This is a genomic window from Oleiphilus sp. HI0080, assembly GCF_001635135.1.
In genome coordinates this window covers 1-23,496 of record NZ_LWFU01000325.1, presented here as the reverse complement: position 1 = coordinate 23,496, position 23,496 = coordinate 1, and the positions used below count along the sequence as shown (strand labels likewise).

The 23,496-nt window shown below is 48.3% G+C and carries 22 protein-coding genes; 7 read left to right on the top strand and 15 right to left on the bottom strand.

What is annotated here, in order from left to right:
- Positions 1-110: 110 nt before the first annotated feature.
- The 10 genes from A3751_RS04090 to A3751_RS04045 form a co-directional block, all read right to left on the bottom strand.
- The gene (locus tag A3751_RS04090) at positions 111-1,298 is read right to left on the bottom strand and encodes an OmpA family protein (RefSeq protein WP_068452461.1); all 1,188 of its coding nucleotides are present in this window, start codon (positions 1,296-1,298) and stop codon (positions 111-113) included.
- A gap of 166 nt (positions 1,299-1,464) precedes the next feature.
- On the bottom strand, positions 1,465-3,210 hold the full coding sequence (locus tag A3751_RS04085) for an ABC transporter substrate-binding protein (protein ID WP_197466167.1): 1,746 nt from the start codon (positions 3,208-3,210) through the stop codon (positions 1,465-1,467).
- Positions 3,210-3,965, bottom strand: coding sequence for an ABC transporter substrate-binding protein (locus A3751_RS04080; protein ID WP_068452458.1), 756 nt, complete (start codon positions 3,963-3,965; stop codon positions 3,210-3,212). The genes A3751_RS04085 and A3751_RS04080 overlap by 1 nt, the downstream gene beginning before the upstream one ends.
- A gap of 125 nt (positions 3,966-4,090) precedes the next feature.
- A complete protein-coding gene (locus A3751_RS04075) occupies positions 4,091-4,417 on the bottom strand; it encodes a potassium channel family protein (protein WP_068452455.1) in 327 nt (108 codons plus the stop codon).
- Complete coding sequence (locus tag A3751_RS04070; protein ID WP_068452453.1) at positions 4,398-5,438, bottom strand: DUF2955 domain-containing protein; 1,041 nt, start codon at positions 5,436-5,438, stop codon at positions 4,398-4,400. Before A3751_RS04070 ends, A3751_RS04075 begins: the two co-directional genes overlap by 20 nt.
- A 23-nt stretch (positions 5,439-5,461) precedes the next feature.
- Entirely contained in the window at positions 5,462-6,613 is a 1,152-nt protein-coding gene (locus A3751_RS04065; RefSeq protein WP_068452450.1) for an HlyD family secretion protein, read from the bottom strand.
- Positions 6,614-6,641: 28 nt separating this feature from the next.
- Positions 6,642-7,745, bottom strand: coding sequence for an AI-2E family transporter (locus tag A3751_RS04060; RefSeq protein ID WP_068452448.1), 1,104 nt, complete (start codon positions 7,743-7,745; stop codon positions 6,642-6,644).
- On the bottom strand, positions 7,732-8,874 hold the full coding sequence (locus tag A3751_RS04055) for a hypothetical protein (protein WP_068452445.1): 1,143 nt from the start codon (positions 8,872-8,874) through the stop codon (positions 7,732-7,734). The genes A3751_RS04060 and A3751_RS04055 overlap by 14 nt, the downstream gene beginning before the upstream one ends.
- Complete coding sequence (locus A3751_RS04050; RefSeq protein WP_068452442.1) at positions 8,865-9,407, bottom strand: AhpC/TSA family protein; 543 nt, start codon at positions 9,405-9,407, stop codon at positions 8,865-8,867. Before A3751_RS04050 ends, A3751_RS04055 begins: the two co-directional genes overlap by 10 nt.
- 42 nt (positions 9,408-9,449) lie before the next feature.
- A complete protein-coding gene (locus A3751_RS04045) occupies positions 9,450-9,908 on the bottom strand; it encodes an OsmC family protein (RefSeq protein WP_068452439.1) in 459 nt (152 codons plus the stop codon).
- Between the two features lie 139 nt (positions 9,909-10,047).
- On the opposite strand from A3751_RS04045, the gene A3751_RS04040 reads away from it, so the two are divergent.
- Positions 10,048-11,097, top strand: a complete 1,050-nt coding sequence (locus A3751_RS04040) for a DUF484 family protein (RefSeq protein ID WP_068452436.1) — start codon at positions 10,048-10,050, stop codon at positions 11,095-11,097.
- Between the two features lie 20 nt (positions 11,098-11,117).
- On the opposite strand, the gene A3751_RS04035 is transcribed toward A3751_RS04040, so the two are convergent.
- Entirely contained in the window at positions 11,118-12,155 is a 1,038-nt protein-coding gene (locus A3751_RS04035) for an AraC family transcriptional regulator (protein WP_068452433.1), read from the bottom strand.
- Positions 12,156-12,264: 109 nt separating this feature from the next.
- Between A3751_RS04035 and A3751_RS04030 the strand changes: the two genes are divergently transcribed.
- Genes A3751_RS04030 through A3751_RS04020 form a run of 3 tightly spaced genes read left to right on the top strand, consistent with a single transcriptional unit; the run spans position 12,265 to position 17,127 of the window.
- Positions 12,265-13,902: an FAD-binding oxidoreductase gene (locus A3751_RS04030; RefSeq protein ID WP_068452430.1), complete on the top strand. Its 1,638-nt coding sequence runs from the start codon at positions 12,265-12,267 to the stop codon at positions 13,900-13,902.
- Between the two features lies 1 nt (position 13,903).
- A complete protein-coding gene (locus A3751_RS04025; RefSeq protein ID WP_068452427.1) occupies positions 13,904-15,559 on the top strand; it encodes a glycerol-3-phosphate dehydrogenase/oxidase in 1,656 nt (551 codons plus the stop codon).
- Entirely contained in the window at positions 15,556-17,127 is a 1,572-nt protein-coding gene (locus A3751_RS04020) for an FGGY-family carbohydrate kinase (RefSeq protein WP_068452424.1), read from the top strand. The genes A3751_RS04025 and A3751_RS04020 overlap by 4 nt, the downstream gene beginning before the upstream one ends.
- Positions 17,128-17,437: 310 nt before the next feature.
- On the opposite strand, the gene A3751_RS04015 is transcribed toward A3751_RS04020, so the two are convergent.
- Positions 17,438-18,394: a response regulator gene (locus tag A3751_RS04015; protein ID WP_068452421.1), complete on the bottom strand. Its 957-nt coding sequence runs from the start codon at positions 18,392-18,394 to the stop codon at positions 17,438-17,440.
- A 131-nt stretch (positions 18,395-18,525) separates the two neighbouring features.
- Here A3751_RS04015 and A3751_RS04010 point away from each other — a divergent pair, with 131 nt between their 5' ends.
- Together A3751_RS04010 and A3751_RS04005 are read left to right on the top strand one after the other, a co-directional pair.
- Positions 18,526-19,008, top strand: coding sequence for a YajQ family cyclic di-GMP-binding protein (locus A3751_RS04010; RefSeq protein ID WP_068452418.1), 483 nt, complete (start codon positions 18,526-18,528; stop codon positions 19,006-19,008).
- An 88-nt stretch (positions 19,009-19,096) separates the two neighbouring features.
- Positions 19,097-20,641 carry an MFS transporter gene (locus A3751_RS04005; protein WP_068452416.1) on the top strand — a complete coding sequence of 515 codons (1,545 nt, stop codon included), beginning with the start codon at positions 19,097-19,099 and terminating at the stop codon, positions 20,639-20,641.
- Here the strand turns inward: A3751_RS04005 and A3751_RS04000 are convergent.
- The 3 genes from A3751_RS04000 to A3751_RS03990 all read right to left on the bottom strand — a co-directional run bounded on the left by A3751_RS04000 (position 20,638) and on the right by A3751_RS03990 (position 23,306).
- Positions 20,638-20,835, bottom strand: a complete 198-nt coding sequence (locus A3751_RS04000) for a hypothetical protein (RefSeq protein ID WP_068452413.1) — start codon at positions 20,833-20,835, stop codon at positions 20,638-20,640. The genes A3751_RS04005 and A3751_RS04000 overlap by 4 nt on opposite strands.
- Positions 20,823-22,730, bottom strand: coding sequence for a bifunctional diguanylate cyclase/phosphodiesterase (locus A3751_RS03995; protein WP_068452410.1), 1,908 nt, complete (start codon positions 22,728-22,730; stop codon positions 20,823-20,825). The genes A3751_RS04000 and A3751_RS03995 overlap by 13 nt, the downstream gene beginning before the upstream one ends.
- Before the next feature lie 261 nt (positions 22,731-22,991).
- Complete coding sequence (locus tag A3751_RS03990) at positions 22,992-23,306, bottom strand: MGMT family protein (RefSeq protein WP_156492243.1); 315 nt, start codon at positions 23,304-23,306, stop codon at positions 22,992-22,994.
- 97 nt (positions 23,307-23,403) lie between these two features.
- Here A3751_RS03990 and A3751_RS23700 point away from each other — a divergent pair.
- On the top strand, positions 23,404-23,496 hold a 93-nt coding region (locus A3751_RS23700; protein ID WP_255376072.1), incomplete at its 3' end, for an FxsA family protein.

Here is a 23,496-nt window from a genome sequence, read left to right as displayed (position 1 = left end):
GTAAGGAGCAACCTCGGGCGCGCCATTGTCGATGAACAGCGGGTCTTGACGAGAGCAGCCACTCATTAAAGTCAAAGCGGTGAAGAAAACCAAGAACATGCGCATGTTGATTACTCTCCCGATTGCGTTTCTGGTATGTAGAATTCGACGCTTATACGACGGTTACGCTTGCGTCCGAATTTGTTCTCATTGCCTGCAATGGGTTCTGACTGCCCTTTGCCGTCGGTTGTTATGCGCGCGGGATCGATGCCTCTTTCATCAAGAAAGTTTTTTGCTTCTTGAGCACGTTGCTCTGACAAGCGTTGATTGATTTCTTCTGGTCCCGTTGAGTCAGTGTGCCCCGTGATGTGGACATGATATTGAGGGTTTTTCTCTAGAAAACGCACGACAGGAAAATCTGGTCGATCAATCAAGTTCGTGACTTGGAACTTGGCGAACTCAAACGAAAGGTCGATGCTAAATAGTGGTTGAGGACAGCCGACCTCGTTTACCGGAACGTAGAGCAAGGTGTTGGGACATTGATCGACGGAGTTCATGACGCCGTCTCGATCATCGTCTCTATCTGGTTTTTCTTGGCCGAAGTGATAGGCCACGCCAACCAACAATGAGAGAGCAGATCGGTCTTCAATTTGTGAAACCTGATTGGCCTGAACGATCGTGCTAGTCACGTCGTACACATCATAGCGTGCACGAAGATCCAGTCCCCACGACTCGGTTAACGACCATAACAGACCGGCTTGTCCGGTGACGACGCCACTGCTGCCAGATTTGGCTTCCGCGGTGAAACCACTAACCGGTTCATCGTCCCAGCGCATCGACAGATAGCCAAGCCCCAAAGAAGCGTAGGGCGTGATTGCGCTTTGCTCTTCGATCCAGTCATAGCGGGCGCCGGCACCGAGTATCGTAAAGTGCCGATCACCCGGATTGAGATAAGTGCCTTCGACGTACAGGGAAAGCGGCTCTTCGAACGGTTGCGAGAAAAGGGCGCCAATGTTGAATGCTGCGCCCCAATCGTCTACGCCATTGATTTGGTTAATACCGCCTTGGCTGTCTACGCGGTCATCAATACTGAACTGCGCGCCTACATGCCCATAAAGTGACGTGAGTAAAGGAGGTTCTTTGGTCGTCTCTTCGTTGGCGTATGAGATGCTGGGCAGCGCTAAAAAAGCGGCAGAGAGCATAAGCGAAACGAGCCAGTGGGTCGAGTGCCCATGGTTTGGGTACGCGGATCTTTTGAAAAAGGGGGCTTGCATGGCATGGGTACCATTGAGTGTTTTATTTGCTTGAAAAACTAGCATTGGATCTATCGTTTGGTCAACGAAATTAGTTGGCGGATAGATATGGATATGGATATGGATATGGATATGGATGTGTGATCGTGTTTGCTTGGTTTTTAGCACTGTCTGAATGTTCGGTCTGAGTTTTCGGGCGGGGTGAGACTACCGATGCCCGACTCAACCTCAACTAGTTGGAATACTGCCTTAGAGACTGTTCATAGGTCAGCGTCCTACCTTGGTTTTTTTCTACTTCCAGCTTTGGCTTGGGTGCTCCGGGTTGATTCAACCAATAGGATTGCGCTTTTTTCGGATTTAATCTTGGAGCGCACTTTAGCTCTTTGTTATGGCTGAGTTTTTCAAGTGCATTATCTAGCCTGTTGGCTAGTGCGTTCATTGTTTCTTCAGGCGTGGTGAGATTGCTGAGCGCCTCAGGGATACTTTGCCACCAGGCAGGAGAGAGAGCTGGGTAATTTGGGACATTGGTGCCAGTGGGTGTCCAAAGCTCTCTTGCAGGGCTTTGATAAAACTCGACGAGCCCGCCGAGCGATTTTGATTTTTGGGTGAACGCGTCAGAGTGGATGTCAGATTTTCTGACGGGGGTTAGGCCTACTATGGTTTTCTTAAGTGACACCGTTTTGGAGACCACGAACTGTGCGTAAAGCCAAGCCGCAGCCAATCTATTGGGTGGTGTGTTTTTGAAAAACGTCCACGCCCCCGCGTCTTGATAGCCGAGCTTCATGCCTTTCTCCCAATACACCCCGCGAGGAGAAGGCGCCATACGCCACTTGGGTGTCCCGTCCGCATTGACGACCGCTGGAGAAAGCTTGGGATCAGTGAGCGCAGGGGTGAAGGCCGTATACCAAAAGATTTGTTGGGCAATTGTGCCATTTCCCGGAATCGCACCCGCTTGAGTGAAGTTCATGTTTCTTGCTTCAGGAGGGGCATACTTCTTTAGCCACTCTTGATACTTGCGCATGGCGTAGATGGCGGCAGGACTGTTAGCCGCACCGCCTCTCTCCACGCTCGCGCCAACAGGGTGGCAGTCTTCAACACGAATGCCCCATTCATCGACCGGAAGACCATTTGGCAGGCCCTTGTCGCCCGCTCCCGCCATGGAGAGCCAGGCATCAGAAAATCGCCATCCAATTGAGGGATCTTTTAAGCCATAGTCCATATGGCCATATATTTTGACACCGTTTATTTCTTTGACATGCTCTGTGAAAAACTCGGCGATATCCTCGTATGCCGACCAGTTCTCTGGCACGTTGAGTTCGTAACCATAAAGTTCATAGAATTTCGCTTTTAAGGCGTTATCACTAAACCAGTCATGGCGATACCAATACAAGTTTGCAAACTGTTGGTCGGGCAATTGATATAACTTGCCATCAGGCCCAGAGCTAAACTTTAGGCCAATGAAGTCATCAAGGTCTAGCGAAGGTAGCGTTACGCGCCTGCCTTGATCGGCCATGTAATCCGAGAGTGCAACAACCTTATCGTATCGATAGTGTGTGCCAATCAGGTCGCTGTCATTAATATAGCCGTCGTATAGGTTCAGCCCCATTTCCATTTGCGTGCTGAGTTTTTTGATTACATCGTCTTCGCCAGTCAGCTCATGTACGACTTTGATGCCCGTAATGTCATAGAAAGCTCGGCTCAAGGTATTTGCTTCGTACCAATGGGTGTCGATGCGTTCAGAAATAACGTGAATGGTCAGGTCTTGATAAGGTTTTGCCGCTTCGGCAAACCAGTTGAGTTCTCTCGTTTGCTCTTCAAGATTTAAGGTTGAAGGTTGGAACTCATTCAAAATCCAGCGTTTTATTTTTGCCTCATTGGCATAAAGATCGGCAGAAAAAAAGCCTATACATAAAATACAGAACAAGAGCTTAGCGCATAGCTGCTCTATGGTTTTGTGTCCGTGATGCGTTAGGTTCATCAAAAACGCTGGCTCGTATCAATGTCGAGTAAGAACTTTTCAGAGTAGGCTTGGTATATTTCCTCTATCGTTCCGTTCTCGTACAGTGTTTTCAGTTGCATCGTGAGCTCGTCAATAAGCTGGTCGTCTGTTTCTATATGGCAGGCTAGCCCGCGCAAGACCGTTAAGAACCAGAATTGGGGTTTTAACGCGATCCCTGTGACGTCTGAATGGTACGCGGCAACGAGTTCGTCTGTCGCCCATAATTCGGTTCGTCCTAAACGCAACTTCTCAATGTTTTGCTTTGCGCTGCCTGCGGCATCTACTTGCAAAGGTATTTTCGCCGTGTTGAGGTAATTTTCTAGTCCACTTCCACTCAACGTGCCAATTCGGTAGGAAGCAAGCTGTTCAAGTACCGTGACTTCTATCGGACTTGATTGCAAAGAAAAAATGGTGGATTTGGTGACTAACAAGGGGCTGACCCACTTGTAAATAGTCTCTCGTTCTTGCGTTCGTTGCAGCGGGAAAACACAGTGCTGTGGTCTTTCGTCGACGATTTTTATTGCGCGCTTTAAAGGCACAATTTTTAGCTCGTACTCTATGTTTGATCTTTTGAAGAGCTGCTCAATAATGTCGATGGCAATCCCGCCTTCGCCGTTCTGGTAGGCAAAAGGATGTGATTCGGGTGCGAGAAGCGTTAGATTTTCGCGGGCAAACACGCTCGAAGCGAGAGCGGTAAAAAGGGAAAATAGAACAACGCGATAACGCTTATTCATTCAGACCTCTACGTTTAGGCTGCACAATAGGAGCATCCATTCCTTAGAATCTAGCACATAACGGCTACTTTTACATTTCAGAGTACTTGCAGCAGTGAGGTGTCGAATCAGGAAAACCGGCCACCTTATTCTAAACGCATTTTACCTTCGACCTTTTCAAAGGAGTATTTCACCACCTGTACAGTCGTGGCGACCATCACCCCAGTCAACATCATGCCAACAAGCGCAAGGCATAAGGCGATGATGCGGCCGACAATGGTTTGTGGAGAGATGTCGCCATAGCCGACAGTCATACCGGTCACTAGCGTAAAATAAAGTGCATCACCATAAGACAGCTTTTCAGTGTGCGAAATCGCTAACGCGCCAAGAAAAAACAGGCCGATAAAAGACAGATAAATCGATTTCAGCTGCCATGTTACGCGCGCAAAATATCTAAGGAATAGCTTGAACATGTTTCTCCTTGTCTCTTCTGAAAAAGAGCATGAGTGAGTTGATGATTGAGAATGACATAGCGATGTATACGGCGACCATGATCAGCTGCAATATACGAATGTAAACCGTATTGCTGGCGTCGGAGCTTGAATACCCGAACGCCCCGCTAAGCACGACGATGATCGTCGACATCGCGATACCAAATAGAACGCCTTTCGTGTTCTTGAGAAACACTTGTTGGGAGAAAAAGAGCCATACCGAACTCATTAAAAGAATAAAAAACACAAAGGAGGGTACCGCCACAAGTGCGTTGTAGATAACGATGCCAAATGCGCCACCAATCAGGTTGCCTGTGACTAAGCCCAAACCTGTTTTTACCCCAGTTTCGAATTCGGTGTTTTGGGACAAGATAGACACGAAGACCAGCATCAAAATTGCGTCACTGCGGTTTCCCAAGTAGATATACAAAAGTAGTGGTAATACCACCACGGTGCTTTTAACAGCCGAAGCGACGTCGCCGTGCGGTTTTTTCTCTCGATTCTGGCTTGCAGTGATCGTCCCGCCGGGGACGAGTGCGTAGGCAATATAGGCGATGGTTAATGCGACGGCAGTAGAAAAGATCAGTGCAAGTACAGCCTCATAAGCGAGTGTCATGGATTGCAGGCCTAGCATCGGAATGACGGTGAAGCCAATGAGCATCATGATAATCAAGACAGGCGCTGCTCCGCGTGTTCCCAGGTAGTAGATACGGAGTAGGATCAAGGTGAGGGTCATCATGAACGCAGAGGGATACTGAAGCAGCACGAGTGCAAGCAGCAGCCCTCCGAACATTGAAATCGAAATGATCACGAGTAACCCCATGCCTTCACTAAGAGAAAGATAGGGCTTGTCAGTCGACAGTAATTTGCCGACGAGTAGCACGCTCAAAAAGGAAATTGGCCATGCAATACCAAACGCAATCGCGGTTGCCAGTGTTAAACCTAAGGCAAAGCGCAATGCTTTTATGTCACTGATTTCCCAATGCTTTAGTATGNCCGACACGGATATTCCCTATGTGCTTGGTGTCAATAAATATAGGAGAGCGTTGTAATCACTCTGATCCAGAGCTTACCCAAAACATTCAGAATCCAGTTATCACTCGCATAGATAATAATGTCCGCTTGTCCCCCTTCTCTTTGTAAACCGGCACTACTTGCGTCACGAAACTTGATGATGACGGGAAAGCGCTGCGGGTCGCGTAGCCAACCAGAGTTGGTGGAGATGCTTGCAAGCTCGCCTTGCTTTTCGTTGCGGTTCCACTTTACGCCGTAGCTGATGCTGTCAACGACGCCTTCGAATATCTTTCCTGGAGCGCTGTCCAGCGCGATCTGTACAGGATTTCCGGGCTGTAAATTACCAAGGTTATTCTCGCGTAGGTACGCCTCTATCCAGACATCTTTGATGGAGATAAGGCTCACCAGTCGCGCGCCTGGCGACGCGTACTGGCCGACTTCCAGCTTCATGTTGCTGACAACACCGTCGGCAGGTGCAACGACGCTCGAGTATGTGAGATTCAGGCGTGCTTGCTCGAGTTTGGCCAATGCCTGTTTGAATTTCGTGTTCTGATCGCCCTGCTGGCCAAAACGGTTTTTTACCTCTTCTAGGTTTGCCTCAGCGCGTGCAATGCCTGCTTTTGCCTCTTCTGCTTTTGCAAAGGCGATATCGGCATCTCGCTCGGCGATGGCTCCGCTTTTTGCGATCGTTGCTGCGCGCATCGCGTCTTTATATGCGGTTTCGTATCGTACCTTGGCTTCGACAACACTCGCTTCTGCCGCGAGAATGCCTTTCTCATCACCTCCAATCTGCTGTTCGGCGTCTTCGAGTGCGGCTTCTGCTTCTGCGATCGCAATCAAAAAGGGCTCTTCCTCAATCTCAAAAAGGATATCGCCCTTGTTGACAAGTTGATTCGATGTGACATGAATGGCCTCAATCTTTCCGGCCACCTCGGATGAAATTTCAACAACGTATCCTCGCACTCTAGCCTGACTCGTCGACGGTGTTAGTCGGTCTGCGAACAGGCTCCAGATGGCGAAGATAAAACACAAGGCAAGAAAGCACAGTGTAATCTTCCGCATCTTGTTGCCGGGATCTTGCGCTTCCTCTTGCATCGCTATCGTTTCGGGGCGAGAGGCTTCGGTTTGCTCTGAAGAACCACTCTCCGGATTATTGTCTGACATATTTGTGTCTCAGTGTTCTCGTGGATCGCTATTCGGCTTGTTTTGCTTCGTTGGCTTTTTCGCTCAAATCATCGTTAATCCATACTTGTATGAGTGTATAACCCAGGGCCAACACGACGGCGCCAGTGAAGAGGCCGACAATTCCTGAGAAAATCATTCCGCCGATTGCGCCAACGAGTATAACCAGCATCGGAACATCCACTCCGCGGCCTAAAAGGAGCGGTTTTAAGAAGGTATCACTAAACCCGACGAGCAAGAGGTAGATCGAAAAGATAATGGCGCTTGTCGAATCGGCGACCGAAAACACATAAAAAATGATCGGTGCAATGGCGATAATTGGGGGTAGCTGCACAATAGCGAGTATCAATATAGCCAGCGCCCATATGCCTGCCGCGGGAACATCCATTAAGAGCAGCGCAGGTGCAGCCAATGCCGCTTGAATAATGGCAATCCCGATCACGCCTTGCGCAACGCTGCGAATAGTCGCGATGGAAAGGTTAACGATATCCTCGCCCTGTTTTTTGGTAAGGCGTTCTGTGATCTTGATGGATGCGGATTTGATCGGCCCGGCGTTGACCATCAAAACAGCCGACAAGATGATGGAAGCAATGAACAGCAGTAAGGTTAAGCCCGTGTTCGTGCTCATGGTAAAGACCCATTTGCCGATTTCTTTAATTTGCGGTTTAAAGTGCTCGGCCGCGTCCTTGATGCTGCGATTGAACATATCCCATGTGGTATAGACCTTCTCTCCAATCAACGGCCAATCAGCAACGGACTCTGAGGGTGCAGGAATGTTTATTTCACCTTTTGCGTAATTTTCAGAGATTTGCGTTCCGGTATCGATCATCGAGGAAGAAAGCATGGCCATCGGTGCAATAATGATCGCGAGCAATGCGATGCTGATCAGCGTTGCTGCGAAGCCTTTACCTCTACCTGTTTTATTCTTAATTAGAATGCAGGCGGGATAGAGCGCTACGGCAAGAATTCCGCCCCACAGTATGAGTGATATAAACGGTTTGATTATCTGAAAGCACCAAAACAGCATTAAGCCTAGCAAGCTGATTTTTATGGCTGATTCAATTACTCCTTTGACCAATAGGTCGTGCTGACCTTTTTCGTCATTTGTATTCATCGCTGTCTCCCTTGGTGTGCTCGGCTTGTTGACCACTATTATTTTCGTTGATGTTCTCTTTGTGCAGCTGCGAGTGATGTAGTCTTAATTGTTGCGCTGCGGTAAATTGTTTGTTTGCATTTACGGCCAATAACAGCATTGTGAGACTCACTCCGTAAGGGATGATGAGCATGCCGTCAAAAGCGCAGATAGTCAGTAGTATGTCGTGTATCACTGTGAATAAAAACACCGAAATAGTGATTAGGTTAATCTGTATTTCCAAACTCGTTAACGCGTGGTTGTGTTTGTTCACATAAACCTGATGAAGCGCAAACACGCTCGCGATGATCAGCGCAGGAAATGGAATGCTCGTTCCGAATTGAATGGTATCGCCTGTTTCTCCGAGGGCAATCAGTAATAAGGCGATCAGTATGCTCGCTAACAGTAAGCCCTGTATCGGTTTACTTAACCAGCCGTTGATTTCGAAGCATCGAAATTGCATGAGTACCGCCAGCCATAAGGCACTATCGGCTATTTTGTGGGTATACAACATGGGAAGATTGATCAGGCCTGCTCCACCATTCATGCACAATGCAAAAATAGACCAGCAGATGCACGATCCAAGGAAATTGAATGCAAAGCGGCTATTTGTGCTAACGAGCAAGCTAAAGGCAATCGCACCAATTGCCAGCATCAAAAACGGCAGACTAGAGCCAATGGAAATAAACAATAATTTGTCGAAACTCGGTGTATTTACAACACTTGGAAAGGTGTTGAATCGAGCAAAATAGGGAGAGTACGACGTCACTTCCCATCGAAGGGTCGAACCGTAAAGTTCAGAGCATCGTAATTGAGGGGCGCTGTAAATCTTCTCAGAGCTTTGGAAGTCTGTTCGGCCATAGCTCGCTCGAAGAATGTTATCTACAAAAATCTGATGTGTGCCGTGAATGACAACTGGGAAGTTTATCCAGTGATTGTCAGACCCGCATTGCGATAGAAGCGTATCACTGACCGCGACGAAGTGGGGATGTGCTTCGTCAGTCCATTCCGTGAGTATTTCCCAATTATGATCGTCTTCTGGTGTTGAATTGATGCCGAGCATTGCACTGAGAAGCAGCAGCAGGCTCGTCGCGAATTCTCCTAATCCCATACCGCGTTCGCTGCATCATGGAGGTCAGGGAACTCCCCAGCATGGCTAGGAAAGTGGGCCCACTGTACGGTTTGATCTGGCGCCACTAAAAAGCTTGCGTGTGTCTGCCAGCGTGTACCCGAAGCATCTCGATTGTAAATGCCTTGGGGTAGCAAACTCACTAGGCTCATCACCATTTTAGGATTCGCGAGGTGAAAGATGTTTGAGTATCCAACACCCCATTCGCCATAGAGCCGGCGCTCTTCATCAATGTATATATTCAGTTCGGGAGACAGTTCAAACTTGTTCAGCCACGCTTGAGCCACGTCGGCTTCACCATGACAAATGGCAACGCAATGAAGTTCTGAGTGTTCGTCTGCAAGTTCAGAGAGGTCTTTTAACATCGCCTCTGCAAACGGGCAGCCTGTGTGTCGCAAGAATACAACTAGGCTAAATTGCTCATGCGAGGCAAGTCCATCGGGCACGGTGTCGCCGATATTAAGTCTCTCGGATACGGCTTGTTGTTTTGGTTTTGATAATCCGATAAACGGCATGTTCGCTCTCTGCTTAAGTTGCCTGTGCGTAGGGTGTGTGCATTATGGTTTCGCTATATCACCGTTAAGGTCGCGCACTTCCACGTTTACCTCAAATCCCTCTCGAACGCTTTGGGTGACGACACAAAACTCTTCAAATTGCGCTAAGACTTTGTCGATATGCGGCAGGTTTTCGTAGGCGTTACCTAATTGTAGCGTAACATCGGTTTTCTCGACGCGTAAACGCCCATTAACGCGATGCATACTGAGCTCTGCCTGTGCCGAAAGCGCTCCCGGGTCGCCTTTAAACTTTCGTACGGCGAACATCAAACTGGCGGCCAGACAATTCGCGATGGATGCAGCAAGCAAATGCGAGGGGTTTGGGCCTTCGCCTTGGCCGAGTGGTTCCGGTTCATCGGTGATGATTTTGCCAAAGTCACCAAAGTCGATTTCAAATACATAGTTATCGAGCAGTTTCAGACCGAGGTGAACGGTTGTTTGCGCGTTATCACTAGAAGCCATTGGTTGATCTCAAGTTTTTATTTTATCGTCTTATATGAACAAGTCTTCATCTGCTTGGCAAGTATTTCAAGGCCAATGACCTAAACTTATAGGATTAACCTCAAGCCCTGTTGGGTTCATAGATATCGGATACAAGTGGATGTCGGATTTAAACCAGCTAATAAGCAATGCTCGCATCAATGAGGCGATTGCTCGCAACTTGTTTGAGATCGAAACGGAGATAATGAACATTACCCGTTGTTCTGATTTCTTTGAGCAGTTGCTCATCATGGTCCGCGAGAAATTTTCGATTGAGCATGCTTGGATTGCGGTTGCTGATATACCGGCCAATGCGCATTTAATAGAAAGTTTAGAGCAGATTGATACGAGTGAACCTATTTTCAGAAAAGTCGCGATGATCGATTTTCTGCAAATTACACAGAGTACAAAGCAGCCTTTGTTGAAGAATGAGCGAATGCCGCAATTTCGGGCGATGATTCCCAAATCGGTGTTGCCGCTTTTGCAGTCTATCGCGATTTTACCGCTTATTTTGGAGAAAAAGGTCGTGGGTGCGCTGGTGCTGGGTTCGCCAGACAAAGAGCGCTACTCGCCAGATAAAGACCATTTTTTCTTGCAGCAGTTGGCTGTAAAGGTGTCTTTATCGCTCATCGGTGTTTGGGCTAGAGAAAGGGTGAGCTTTTTGGCAACACGCGATCCGCTAACGCATCTCCGAAATCGTCGTGAGCTGGAAGAAAGCCTAGACCAAGAATTAAGTCGTCATCAGCGTCAGCGCGAGCACTTGGCATTGATGTTTATTGATTGTGATGATTTCAAGTTGGTGAACGACACATACGGACACGAAATGGGCGATGTTTATTTGAAGCATGTCGCGCATTTGCTAATGGAAATGACCCGCAAGAGCGACCTTGTGTTTCGTTTTGCGGGAGATGAATTTGTGATTCTTCTGCCCAATCAAAAGCAGGAAGGGGCCGAGATTATTGCTGGCAGGATCAAGGAGCAGCTTGAAGCTGTTCCGCTGCGCGCCGATGGTCAAGATGTGCCAGTTAAAATTAGTTATGGTGTTGTTTCTACCGAAGCGATTCGCAGCTTCGACTCGAAAGCGCTGTTGAAAGCGTCAGATCAAAAGCTCTATGAGATGAAAGCACTAAAACCAAAAACAAAGCGCGCTGCTCATGAGCAGTCTGCTTAATTCGGTTATGGATTCACGCATTAACAATTGCGCGATTGCCGATATTGAATGGGAGTTTGTTTCGTCCAACGCTTAAAACTGCGAAAAAAACAGCGCTCATCTTGATAGCCCAGGTTGTGCGCGATCTCAGTGGTTGAAAGCTGTGTTTGCGTAAGAAAGTTCATAGCACGCTCTTCTCTGGCGGCATCTACGAGTGCTCGATAACTTACGCTGTCGCGCGCTAAATGCCTTTGTAAGTTTCGCTCTGACATAGAAAACTCCTGTGCGATCAGTTCTTTGCTCGCGATACCCAGCTGTAAGTGTGCGCGAATTGAGCGCAAGACCTGTTCACTAAAAGACTCACCTTCGAGATGTAAACGCGAAAGCTCGGTTCGTGCTTTGCCTTCCAGAGCCTGACCATCCATGCCCAGATTCTTGGAATTGTGTTTGCTGCGTAGGGGCAATTCTAAGTGCTTGTTGTTCAGCTCAATGCTATTGCGAGTTTGTCCAAACAAAACAGGGCATTCAAAGACTCGTTGGTATTGTGCGAGTACGTCGGCATTCGGAGCATTGCGTTGTAAATACACCTTTCGAGCTCGAGTTCGGCTAGTGGTTAGCCATCGCGCATACAGTGTCCAGCTTGCGAGCACATTATCAATCATATGGGGGACAACCTCGGGGCTCGTGTAGTTGCATTGCCATGTGAGCGAAATCGCGTCGCTTGAACGCTCTATCTGTGTTGTTCCCATATCGCCAACAAGGCGCTCAAACAGGGGAATGCGTTCAATGGCGTCGCCGATGGTTTTGCTGCTCTCTGCGATCGTGCCTAACAAGCTGTATGAATGGGTTTGAACGTACAATGCGCTGCTTAACCCCAGGCTAGGGTCGTTGGCTATTTCTATGAGGCCTTCGAGAAAAGTCTGGAATTGCTCCCCCGTGATACGGCCCTCATCGGATTGTTGAATGTTTTGGACTAGCCCAAGTTTCTGCAGGAGAAACCTTGTCTCAAGCTTTTTTGCTTCTGCATAGCGGAGGTACTGTTTTAGTGCTGCGATGGAGGCAAAACCTAAGTGCTTCAAAGGACTCTCGCAAATAATGTTGGTTGTCCGAAAATGTCAGTGCTATTTTAGCGTAAGAATTTATGATGCGAACATCATGATTGAAACTAATTGTAGATAGGTGAACAAAATGCGACGTTGGAACGGCTGGGGTGATGAAGAAAACAAGATGGATTTGCCTGAAACAGGAGATGCGTTTTTAGCTGAGCATGTCGGTCAGGCGAGCCCTTTACCCGATGCAAGTTTAGAGTCTGTTTTGGCGCAAGTGCCCGAATCACGCTTGCCTGAACATTCACTTATCTCAAAAGACCCGGAAGTCCGTTTGCGACATGCGCGAGGGCAAAGCCTACCGGACTGGCTCGCGATGCGCAGTGGTCAGTTTGAATGTTTTCCTGACGGTGTGGCGTTTCCCGAAACGAAAGACGAAGTGGCAGAGCTGGTGCGTTTTGCCTACGACAACGACATTGTATTGATTCCTTATGGTGGCGGCACGAGTGTCGCGGGGCATATCAACCCGTTTACGTCTGACAAGCCGATCCTGACGCTTGCGCTTACTCGGATGTGTCGTCTGCTTGATATTGACGACGCCAGCTTAATCGCCAATTTTGGCGCTGGCACGCCGGGGCCTCTTGTTGAATCGCAATTGCGTGCCAAGGGTTATACCCTCGGGCACTACCCGCAGAGCTTCGAGCTTTCTACCGTTGGAGGTTGGGTGGCAAGTCGTTCCAGTGGCCAGCAGTCTTTGCGGTATGGACGCATTGAGCAGATGTTTGCCGGCGGTAGTATTGAGACACCGAAAGGGCGTTTGGATATCCCGACGATTCCTGCATCGTCAGCCGGTCCCGATGTGCGCGAGATGATTCTCGGTTCGGAAGGTCGAATGGGCGTGATTAGCGAGGTCAAAGTGCGAGTGACACCTTTACCTACGCAAGAAGACTTTTATGTCTTGTTCTTTCCATCTTGGGAGCAGGCAAAGGCCGCTGCCAGGCATCTTGTGCAATCTAAAGTTCAGTTATCCATGCTTCGTCTGAGCAATGCTATTGAAACGACCACTCAATTGGCGCTTGCTGGTCATCCTGGTCAAATTACCTTGCTTGAAAAATATCTAGCGTGGCGCGGTGCCGGCGAGGGTAAATGCATGATGACGCTTGGTATCACAGGTTTGCCTGATCAGTGCCGCTCGGCTCACCGCTTGATGAAACGCCTTACTCGACCTTTGGGTGGCGTTTATACGGGCAACTTTCTTGGAAAGAAATGGGCACAAAAGCGCTTTACCATGCCTTATCTCAGAGAAGCGTTGTGGGAGAAGGGATACGTTGTCGATACGCTCGAAACGTCGACAGACTGGAGCAACGTAAATCATCTACTGAATACCATGGAAGACAATTTACGGACAGGCCTGGCCGACAAAGGCGAGAAAGTGCACGTGTTTACCCACCTATCGCATTTCTATTCACAAGGCTCCAGCATTTATACCACCTACGTCTTTCGTGCTGCGGACAGTTACGAAGAGACGCTGGCACGTTGGCATAAACTGAAAACGACCACCTCCGAGTTGATTGTGAACAATGGCGGTACCATTAGTCATCAGCATGGCGTGGGTAAAGACCATGCGCCTTACCTCCCGACTGAAAAAGGTGCGCTTGCGATGAGCATGATCGAGCGCTTGTGTTCGCACATGGACGAAAAAGGTCTGCTGAATCCAGGTACCTTGTTAGTCGATGTGAAGCAGCAAGCGCAGTCGCCGCAAACGAAGTCCAAGGCCTAGCATGATTGCTGCGAACTGGACGCCCGGATGGCGCGCTGAACAGATCAGGGCGCTAAAGGCGGGTGATACTGAATTTGACCTGATCGTGATTGGCGGCGGTATCACTGGAGCTGGTGTATATCGTGAAGCCTGTGCAAGAGGATTGACCGTTCTATTGGTTGATCAGAAAGACTTTGCTTGGGGTACATCTTCCCGGTCTTCAAAAATGGTGCATGGCGGTTTGCGCTATCTTGGCAAAGGTCAGTTTGGGCTCGCCAAGGATTCTGTTACCGAACGCCAGAACCTAATGGAACAGCTGCAAGGTCTTGTTGATCCTTTGCCCTTTTTGATGGGGCATTACAAAGGCGGGTTTCCCGGCCCTTGGGTGTTCGATAAGTTATTGGCGATTTACGATTTTTTTGCGGGTAAAAAGTACCGCAAGTTTATAGAAAGCCATGTTCAGGATTATTGGGCGCCCGGAGTGCGGAGCGAAGACTTGCTTGGGGTAACCCACTTTATGGATGCCGTTACCGACGACGCACGGCTCGTTATGCGTGTGTTGGACGATGGCAACCGCCTCGGCGGAACGGCGCTAAATTATCTTAAGGCCACAGATCTGCTTCGTGATGCATCTGGCGTAACAAGTGGTGTGTGTTTGCAAGATGATAGTTCGGGGGACACTTTTCATGTGCGCTCGAGGGCTGTAGTGAATGCTTCTGGTGCATGGACGGATGAGCTTCGTCAGAAGTTGGGACATAAAAAACACATCCGTCCTTTGCGGGGTAGCCACTTGGTTGTGCCGTTCTGGCGCTTGCCGGTTTCTTTTTCAGTGAGTTTTTTCCACCCTGAAGATAAACGGCCAGTGTTTGTTTTTCCGTGGGAGGGACAAACGGTGATTGGCACGACAGATCTTGATCATAAGCCTGAGTTGAATCAGGAAGCGCATATTCATGCCGATGAGCTAAGGTATTTGCTGGATGCAGCCAATTACCAGTTTTCAAAAGCAGAACTGACGGCGTCAGATGTGACTGCTTCTTGGTCAGGGGTTCGACCGGTGGTGGTGGATGGCTATGACAGTTCGTGCGATGACAGTGATCCTGAACAAGCGACGCCTTCCGATGAAAAACGAGAACACATGATTTGGGATGACCAGGGCTGCGTCAGTATTGCTGGCGGAAAGCTGACGACGTTTCGTTTACTTGCGCTAGAGGTGCTGCGAGCGGCTCAGCCTTATTTATCGGATAAGCTTAGTCAGCGAGATTTGACCGAGACAAGCGATTTCGAGCCGCAAACGTTGCCAGACTCGCTGCGCTTGAGTGCGTCGGTGCAGCGGCGGTTAATCGGGCGATACGGGGCACGTGTGCATGCTCTTTTGAAGAGTGCAGAACAGAGCGATCTGAGGCACCTTGGCACTAGCGAAACGTTGTTGCAGGAGTTGCGTTGGGCTTGTCGCAATGAGTGCGTTACGCATTTGGACGATTTGTTGTTGCGTCGGGTTCGTATCGGGATGCTGCAACCGAACGGTGCACGTGCTCTGATTCAGCCGCTTGCTGAGCTTCTGCGAAGGGAGTTGGGTTGGTCTTCCGAGCGCTGGCAAGACGAGTGGCAGCGTTATATGGGTATTGTTCAGCGTTACTATAGTGTGCCGCTCGCTTCGTCCTCGGGGGGGGCGCCATGACTGAACAGACGCTTCTGGCGATTGATAACGGAACGCAATCGGTACGAGCCTTGCTCTTCGACAAGTCGGGTAACTTGCTTGCCAAGGGCAAGCGTGAGATTGAACCCTATTTTTCCGAGCACCCGGGTTGGGCCGAGCAGCAACCCAAGGTGTATTGGGATGCCATGGTCGACGCTTGTGCGCAGCTATGGGATGACATGGATCAGCAAGGTCTCGCACGCGCGAGCATTGCGGGAGTCTCTGTGACGACTCAGCGCGGCACGATGGTTAATGTCGATCAATCGGGCGAGCCTTTGCGTCCAGCCATTACGTGGCTTGATCAGCGCAATTCTGAGCCTTTAGGGCATCTTCCCAAGGCTTATGAATTATTGTTTCGAGCTGCCGGTGCGCGAGATTTAGTAGAGCGCTACCAGCAACGAGCTCAGTATCTTTGGATTGCGTCTCGGCAACCGGATGTTTGGGAAAGGACATATAAATACCTTAATATTTCAGGTTTTTTAAACTTTCGTTTGTGTGGCGAATACGTCGATTCTGTCGCTTCACAAGTGGCTTATCTGCCTTTTGATTACAAAGCATTGAAGTGGGCGCCCGAGCGTGACTGGAGATATAAACTCCTTCCGGGATTTAGTACCAAGATGTTTCCAAAGCTTTATCGTCCAGCAACCAAAATGGGCGAGATTACAGAGGAGGCGTCTCGGCTGACGGGTATTCCCTCTGGTTTGCCTTTGATGGCTTCTGCTTCTGATAAGTCGTGCGAGATTCTAGGTTCTGGCGGGCATACGAACGATGTCGCGTGTATGAGTTACGGTACAACGGCGACGATCAATACCACAAGCAAACGGTATGTTGAGCCCATGCGATTTATGCCCGCTTATCCGTCTGCAATTCCTGATCACTATTGCTCGGAAATTATGATCTTTCGTGGTTTTTGGATGGTTAGCTGGTTTAAGCAAGAGTTTGGTTTGCGAGAGCAGCGTATCGCCGAAGCAGAGAATGTCAGCCCTGAAAGTTTGTTTGATGAGCTTGTTAATACGGTTCCGCCCGGTTCTATGGGCTTGATGCTACAGCCTTATTGGACGCCTGGGGTGAGAGATCCAGGCCCTGAGGCGAAGGGCGGAATTATTGGCTTTGGTGATGTGCATACTCGTGCGCATGTCTATCGCGCCATTCTCGAAGGTCTTGCTTACGGCTTGCGAGACGGGCTTGAACGGCTTCAACAACGCAATAAGCAGCAAGTGCATCTTCTGCGCGTATCGGGAGGAGGGTCTCAAAGTGACGCTGCTTTGCAGCTCACGGCAGATATTTTTGGTTTGCCCGTTGAACGGCCTCATACCTATGAAACCTCCGGCTTGGGTGCGGCGATGGACACAGCGGTTGCACTTGGGTGGTATCCAGACTGTGAAGCGGCGATTAAGAGTATGACGCGTGTTGGTAAAAGGTTTGAGCCAGATCAGCAGGTACACAAAGTGTACGACCGATTATACAAAGAGGTGTATTTGAAGATGTACAAACAGTTGCAGCCTTTGTACCGGTCTATTCAAGATATCACTGGTTATCCCGAGAAGTAGCTTGGATAAAATTGATGCATCAAAAACGAAAAAACGCTCCAGTCGATGTTGCGTCGAGCGTGGAGCGTTCTTAAATAATTGAGGATCAAATAACTCGAAAAAGAGCGAAGCGTCTCGCGAGACGCTTCGCTGAATCGGGATACTTCATTTAATCCACAATTGAATTTTAATGCTCCGAAACTCTATAGAGTAGAGGCTTTCGGTAAGCAGTTTCGTAGCAATGTTACCGTTTTGTTTCAGTCTGTTTCGTACTGCTCTATTGCTGATCAGTGATAGGCAAGTCGCGTTATAGTGCATGCCCAGCCCGTGCTTATGCTGTCTGTTCCCAAGGTGATACCGCAATGGCTTGTCGTGTTTCACAATTCTGAATTTGGGCATGATTGAACTGGATTAGTTGCTCCAACTCTGCTGTTTTCGCTCCGGAATCAATAAAGCAAATCGCGCATGCGACAGAGACAGAAATAAAGCCTGCCGATGTTTTAAAGGCTTGTTTGTCTAGCCCTTGGTGAATCCTGCGATAAGTCGATAGGTTGCAATCGTTGCTATCCTTAAAATGCGCGATGATGGCAAACTCGTCACGTGTAAGGCGGCATACCTCATCAAGAGGGCGCACTAGGCTCTTAATCTTTTTCGCCACTTGAGTGCCGAGCTCATTACAGACGACATTTCGGTATTCGCTAGCAATCTGATCCCAGTTTTGGATCTGAAGCGTCATATAGCTGGTCGCGCCACCTCTTGCATCGGCATGCTTTTGTACTCTTGTGACTGCATCGCAAGCATGAGCGGTGTTGCCTAAACCGGTTGCTTCATCACGACCCTTCAATGCAAGCAGTTTGTTGACTTCTTGTTGCATCGTCGCATTGCGTTTTTGAGCGTGATTAAGGGCTGCGCTCGTGCGAAGGCCAGCTTTAACCCGAGGGATAAGTTGTTGATTTAGCTCTGACTTCAGGATGAAATCATCCATGCCATTTTCCAGAGCATGATTTAGAGAATCATTCCCGTCTTTAGCCGTAATCAATAAGCAGTACGTAAAATGATGGTCAGAGTCAATTTCGCGGACATTTTGGCAAAGTTCAATGCCGTCCATGTCGGGCATAAGCCAGTCGGCGATGAGTAGATCGCAAGCGCGATTTTTCAGCAGCTCAATGGCATCGCGTGAGTGATTAGCAGTGCGTACATCTTTGAAGCCTGCGTTTGTGAGCCGCTTGGCAACCAGCGCGGCACTAAACTTCGCATCATCAACGATAAGAATCGATTGTTCGGACATTCTAGCGTTCCTTTATTGTCTGCTACACAGTGCGACAAACCGATTGACATTCCCCGCAATCCGCATCTTGTGTAGACTTGTTAAATCCCTAAGTTTTTCTAATTGTTCTTCAGATTATAACGGAGTTTAACATGCCATCTTTCGATACGGTCTCAGAAGTCGATATGCATGAGGTCACAAATGCTATTGATCAAGCAAAACGTGAACTGGGTAATCGCTGGGATTTTAAAAATGTTGATGCTGACATCGTGCTCGAAAACGGACGACTAACGTTTTCTGCTGAACAGGATTTTCAACTTGAGCAGTTGATCGAGATTACACAAATGGCGCTTTCAAAGCGCAAAGTCGATGCTCGGGCGATGGTGGAAGCCGGCGACAGTAAAGCGGGTAAGTTGGTAAAGAGAACGTTTGAACTCAAACAGGGCATCGATTCTTTGACTGCCAAGAAGATGGTTAAGATGGTCAAGGAATCCAAAATAAAGGTTCAGGCGGCCATTCAAGGCGAAAAAGTACGAATTACAGGTAAGAAGAGGGATGACTTACAGCAGGTCATGACGCTGTTTCGAGAATCTGATCTCGACATGCCTCTTCAGTACAACAATTTTAGAGATTAGTGTGGTTAGTTCAGTTGTTTCGACAGGCTAGCTTTTTTGTCGCTTAAGAGAGGGATCTCACCCTCTCTATTATTAGAAGAATAAAACTATGCTGCATGCGCACTCGGATTGGCGGCAATCACTGCAGTCCTTCAAGCACCCCAGAGTTCTGTCGATGCTGTTTTTCGGCTTTTCTGCTGGTGTACCGCTACTACTTATTTTCTCCTCTTTATCTTTGTGGCTGAGGGAGGCTGGCGTTGAACGTTCGACAGTGACGTACTTCAGCTGGGCTGCGCTAGCGTACTCATTTAAGTTTTTGTGGGCCCCCTTGATTGATCGCCTCCCATTGCCGTTGTTGACGAGAGTGCTGGGACGAAGGAGGGCATGGCTGTTAGTGTCGCAAGTGGCTGTGATGTTGGCGATTGCGTTGATTGCCATGATTAATCCAGTTGAGGAGAACGCACTGAACGTAATGGCGCTTGCTGTTGTGCTCCTGGGATTCTCGTCTGCAACGCAAGATATTGTCATTGATGCCTATCGCATAGAGTCTGTTGGGGTCGATTTACAAGCATTGATGTCGTCGACGTATATCGCAGGCTATCGAATAGGTATGCTCGTTTCTGGTGCGGGCGCGCTGGTTTTGGCGAGTCACTTTGGATCTGCGCCAGACGCATATTCTTACGAAGCCTGGCGTTTAACCTATTTCGCTATGTCATTGGTAATGCTCGTCGGGCTGTTGACCACATTGCTTGTATCCGAACCTACATCTTCGGTTAGTTTGCATCAATACTCTTCCGGTCAATATCTGCGCTTTCTTTGTTTGTTCGTGCTGAGTGTCGCTTTGTTTGTACTTTTGTATGCAGTTGGGTCAGAAGCGGCACAAGACTTCAAAACAGAATTAACGTTTAGGCTCGACAATGCGCCTCTCGCTAACTTTCTTATTGAGGCGGCGCGTTTGCTGGGCGGACTCGTAACGGTTGCCTTGTTCATTCGATTAGTTTCGTTTACGCCGCTCTACGAAAAACAGTTGATTCACGATTCTTATGTTGAGCCTGTACAGGAGTTCTTTCAGCGTTACGGTGTTCGTCTTGCACTGTTGTTGTTGGTTTTTGTGGGCTTCTATCGCATTTCGGATATCGTCTTGGGAGTTATTTCAAACGTCTTTTTTCAGGATATGGGGTTTACTAAGACGGAAATAGCCAGTGTGGTAAAAACGTTTGGTTTGTTTATGACGATCGCGGGTGGCTTCTTGGGTGGGGTTTTGTCTGTTCGGTATGGTGTTATTCGTATGCTTTATGCCGGAGCGATATTGACGGTGCTAACGAATCTTTTGTTTATGCTGCTTGCTCAGGCAGGGCACAATATCGAACTGTTGTATCTTGTGATCTCGGCCGATAACTTGACGGCGGGTCTTGCAAGCGCTGCATTCATAGCGTTTTTGTCGAGCTTGACTAATGTGTCGTTTACGGCGGTTCAGTATGCCGTGTTTAGTTCGTTGATGACCTTGCTACCAAAAGTCATTGGTGGATACTCAGGAAGCATGGTTGATAATCTCGGTTACTCGAACTTCTTTTTGATCGCGAGTTGCATGGGGCTGCCGGTACTATTACTTATATACGGTATACAGCGCCACGCTGAGTTTAGAGGAGCTTAGAGCTTATTCTTTAGGCAGCGTTGAGCGATTTTCCTCAATGCAAGGTAAGGTGTAGGTAGTGCTTCGAACGGCGCAGGCGCTGCGGTGATGAGCTTGTTGTTTGATGACAAACCGAATATCGCATCGTTCGCTGCTGCACCTTGGTTGATTTTAGCGACGTGGCACAGCTGCTGAGTAAAGCTTAGATGTAGCATAAGCTCTCCTTGATCAAGCTTAGAAAATCTTTGTCAGCGATTGGGCGACAATAGTGATAGCCCTGTACTAAATCGCAATTCATGTTCTGCAAAAGTACCGCCATTTCATGGTTTTCAACGCCTTCTGCGACTACCTCGATACCCAAAGCATGAACCATATCGATAATGCCTTTTACGAGTGTTCGGTCTTCTGCAGATTCGGGGATTTCATCGATGAAACTCTTGTCGATCTTCAATACTTCTATGGGTAGCTTGCGCAGGTAGCTAAGCGAAGAATAACCTGTGCCAAAATCATCGATTGCCGTGCGTATACCGAGGCGCTTGAGTTCATTGAGCGTCGAGACCGCAAGCTCAATATCATCCATGATGGCCGTTTCAGTTACTTCGAGCTCAAGCATAGATGGCAGTGTCTTCACTTCTCTAAGGACTTCGGCGACATGCTCTTGTAGCAGTCCACGTTGAAAGTGTTTGGCCGAAATATTTAATGCTAGGACAAAGTCGCTATCCAGATGGGGCATCCACTCTTTTAGATATTCGCAGCACTTGCGAATAACCCATTGAGTTATAGGAATGATTTGACTACTTTCTTCTGCGATGGGAATGAACTCCATCGGACTGCGGAAGCTTCCGTCGTTCATTCGCCACCGAATGAGCGCTTCTGCGCCTTTTATCGTACCTGACTCTAGGCAAATTTTTGGTTGGAAGAATAGCTCAAACTGATCTTGTTCCAGTGCTTGATTTATCTCGTTGCGGATTCGCAAGCGGTGTTCGCACTGGGAGGATGACGAAGCATCGTAAAGCTGATAAATGTTCGATCCTTGTTTTTTCGCCTGGGTCATTGCGAGATTCGCATAGGTGATAAGGCGGTCTGGATCTTCTCCATGGTCTTGCATGCTGGCGATGCCAATGCTCACGCTCATGTAAATATCTTGCTTTCCAATATGGTAGGGGGCGCTGAAGCAGCTCAAAATTCGCTCAGAATATGTATGTGCCTCGTGCAAACCATGCTGGCGCGTTAAGATTGCAACAAACTCATCCCCGCCGTGGCGGGTCAACGTAGCGTTTCGCGGCAGTTTACTTTCCATTCTGCGAGCAACTTCAATGAGGAGAGAGTCTCCAACGCTATGGCCAAGCGAGTCATTCACATCTTTGAATCCGTCGAGATCGATGAACATGACGATGACATCGTTTCGGGATTGTCGCGATTCTTCAACAGACTTACGTAGTCTAGCCAAAAGAGACCTGCGGTTTGGCAGGCCGGTTAGGAAGTCATGAAATGTGCGATGCTCCGCTTCTTTTTCCTTTAACTTTAAGGCACTGACGTCTCTAAAACTCCATACTTGGCCGACGATTTCATTGTCGTGCCAATGCGCCTTGGAATGCGCCTCAATCCAACGGCCATCTTTCGTAGTTATTTCAATGTTGATGCTGTGCTCTGGTTCTTCTGTCGACTTGCGCAGCGCGACGCCGAATCGAGTGTTTTCGTTTACAACGGTTTCTGTATGTTCGATAAAATCGTTAACGTGCGCCAAGCCCGCATTGAATGTGTTCATGCGGAACATTTTATTGAAATTTGGATTAGTGAGTCGTATTGAGCCGTTGGTGTCGATTAAAAACAGCCCGTCATACGTTGAGCTTAAGCTAGTTTGTAATAGGGAGTAGGATTCTTGCAGCGCTGTTTTGGTGGTTTGCAGCTCACGAATTTGTGCTGCGAGCTCTGCATTTCGTTGCTCCAACTCAGCTTGATTATCGCGGATTGTTGCCTCTAGCTCTCGCTTGTCTGCATCCGATCGATCAAAAGCCTCACTTACGGCCTCTATTAAAGGTGTTAACTTGGTGTTTCGCTCATCTAGGTGCTGCTTTATCTGTGAACGTATAAGACTTTGATGAGTCATATTGAGATCCCGAGTACCCGTTTTGTAAGTGTTCTAATTTTGCATGTTTTGCTTGCAACAGGCGTTAAATGCTTTTGGCTCTGTGGCCTACTGCGCTGCGAGCAATGCTCTATCACCACCGGTAGGCGGTTTAATGCATCACGCAAAATTGATCGTTATATACTTACTGTAGCTAAGATTCTCGCTCGGATTGTAAAGAAACGTACACTGCGTGTTTGGTCACAAAAAACACGCGGTTTAATCAGTATGTCGACGCTGCTATTAAGGCCAAAGTTTTTTACTAAGGTGTGATTTGCCAATCAACGCGGGATGCCCTTCGGCCATTAACGCGTTTTTTTGACTCAAGTAATGCTCTGAGCTTTCTGGGAAGGAGATTTTGCCTTGTGCATTGATTACCCGAAACCAAGGGATGCTTGAATCGCTCGGAAGCTGTTTTAGAATCTGACCAACCAGTCGAGCATTGCCAGAGTACCCCGCCGCCTGCGCAATGTGTCCATATGTACTGAGCCTGCCTTTTGGTATGGCAGCGATTGTTGCGAGAATCGCTTCTGTTCTGGTTGAACTGTTATCCATCATGAAGTCTTGAAAATCTAAGTCTTCGCCCCAATTTAAACCCTAAAGCCAATTAGTAAAAGGTGTGCTTGTGCGCGTTTTGTTTGTTCTTTTTATTGTAATGCCGATTCTCGAGATGCTGATCCTGATAAAAGTGGGCTCTCTAATCGGCGCTTGGTATACCGTAGCTCTAGTTTTATTAACGGCGATCATT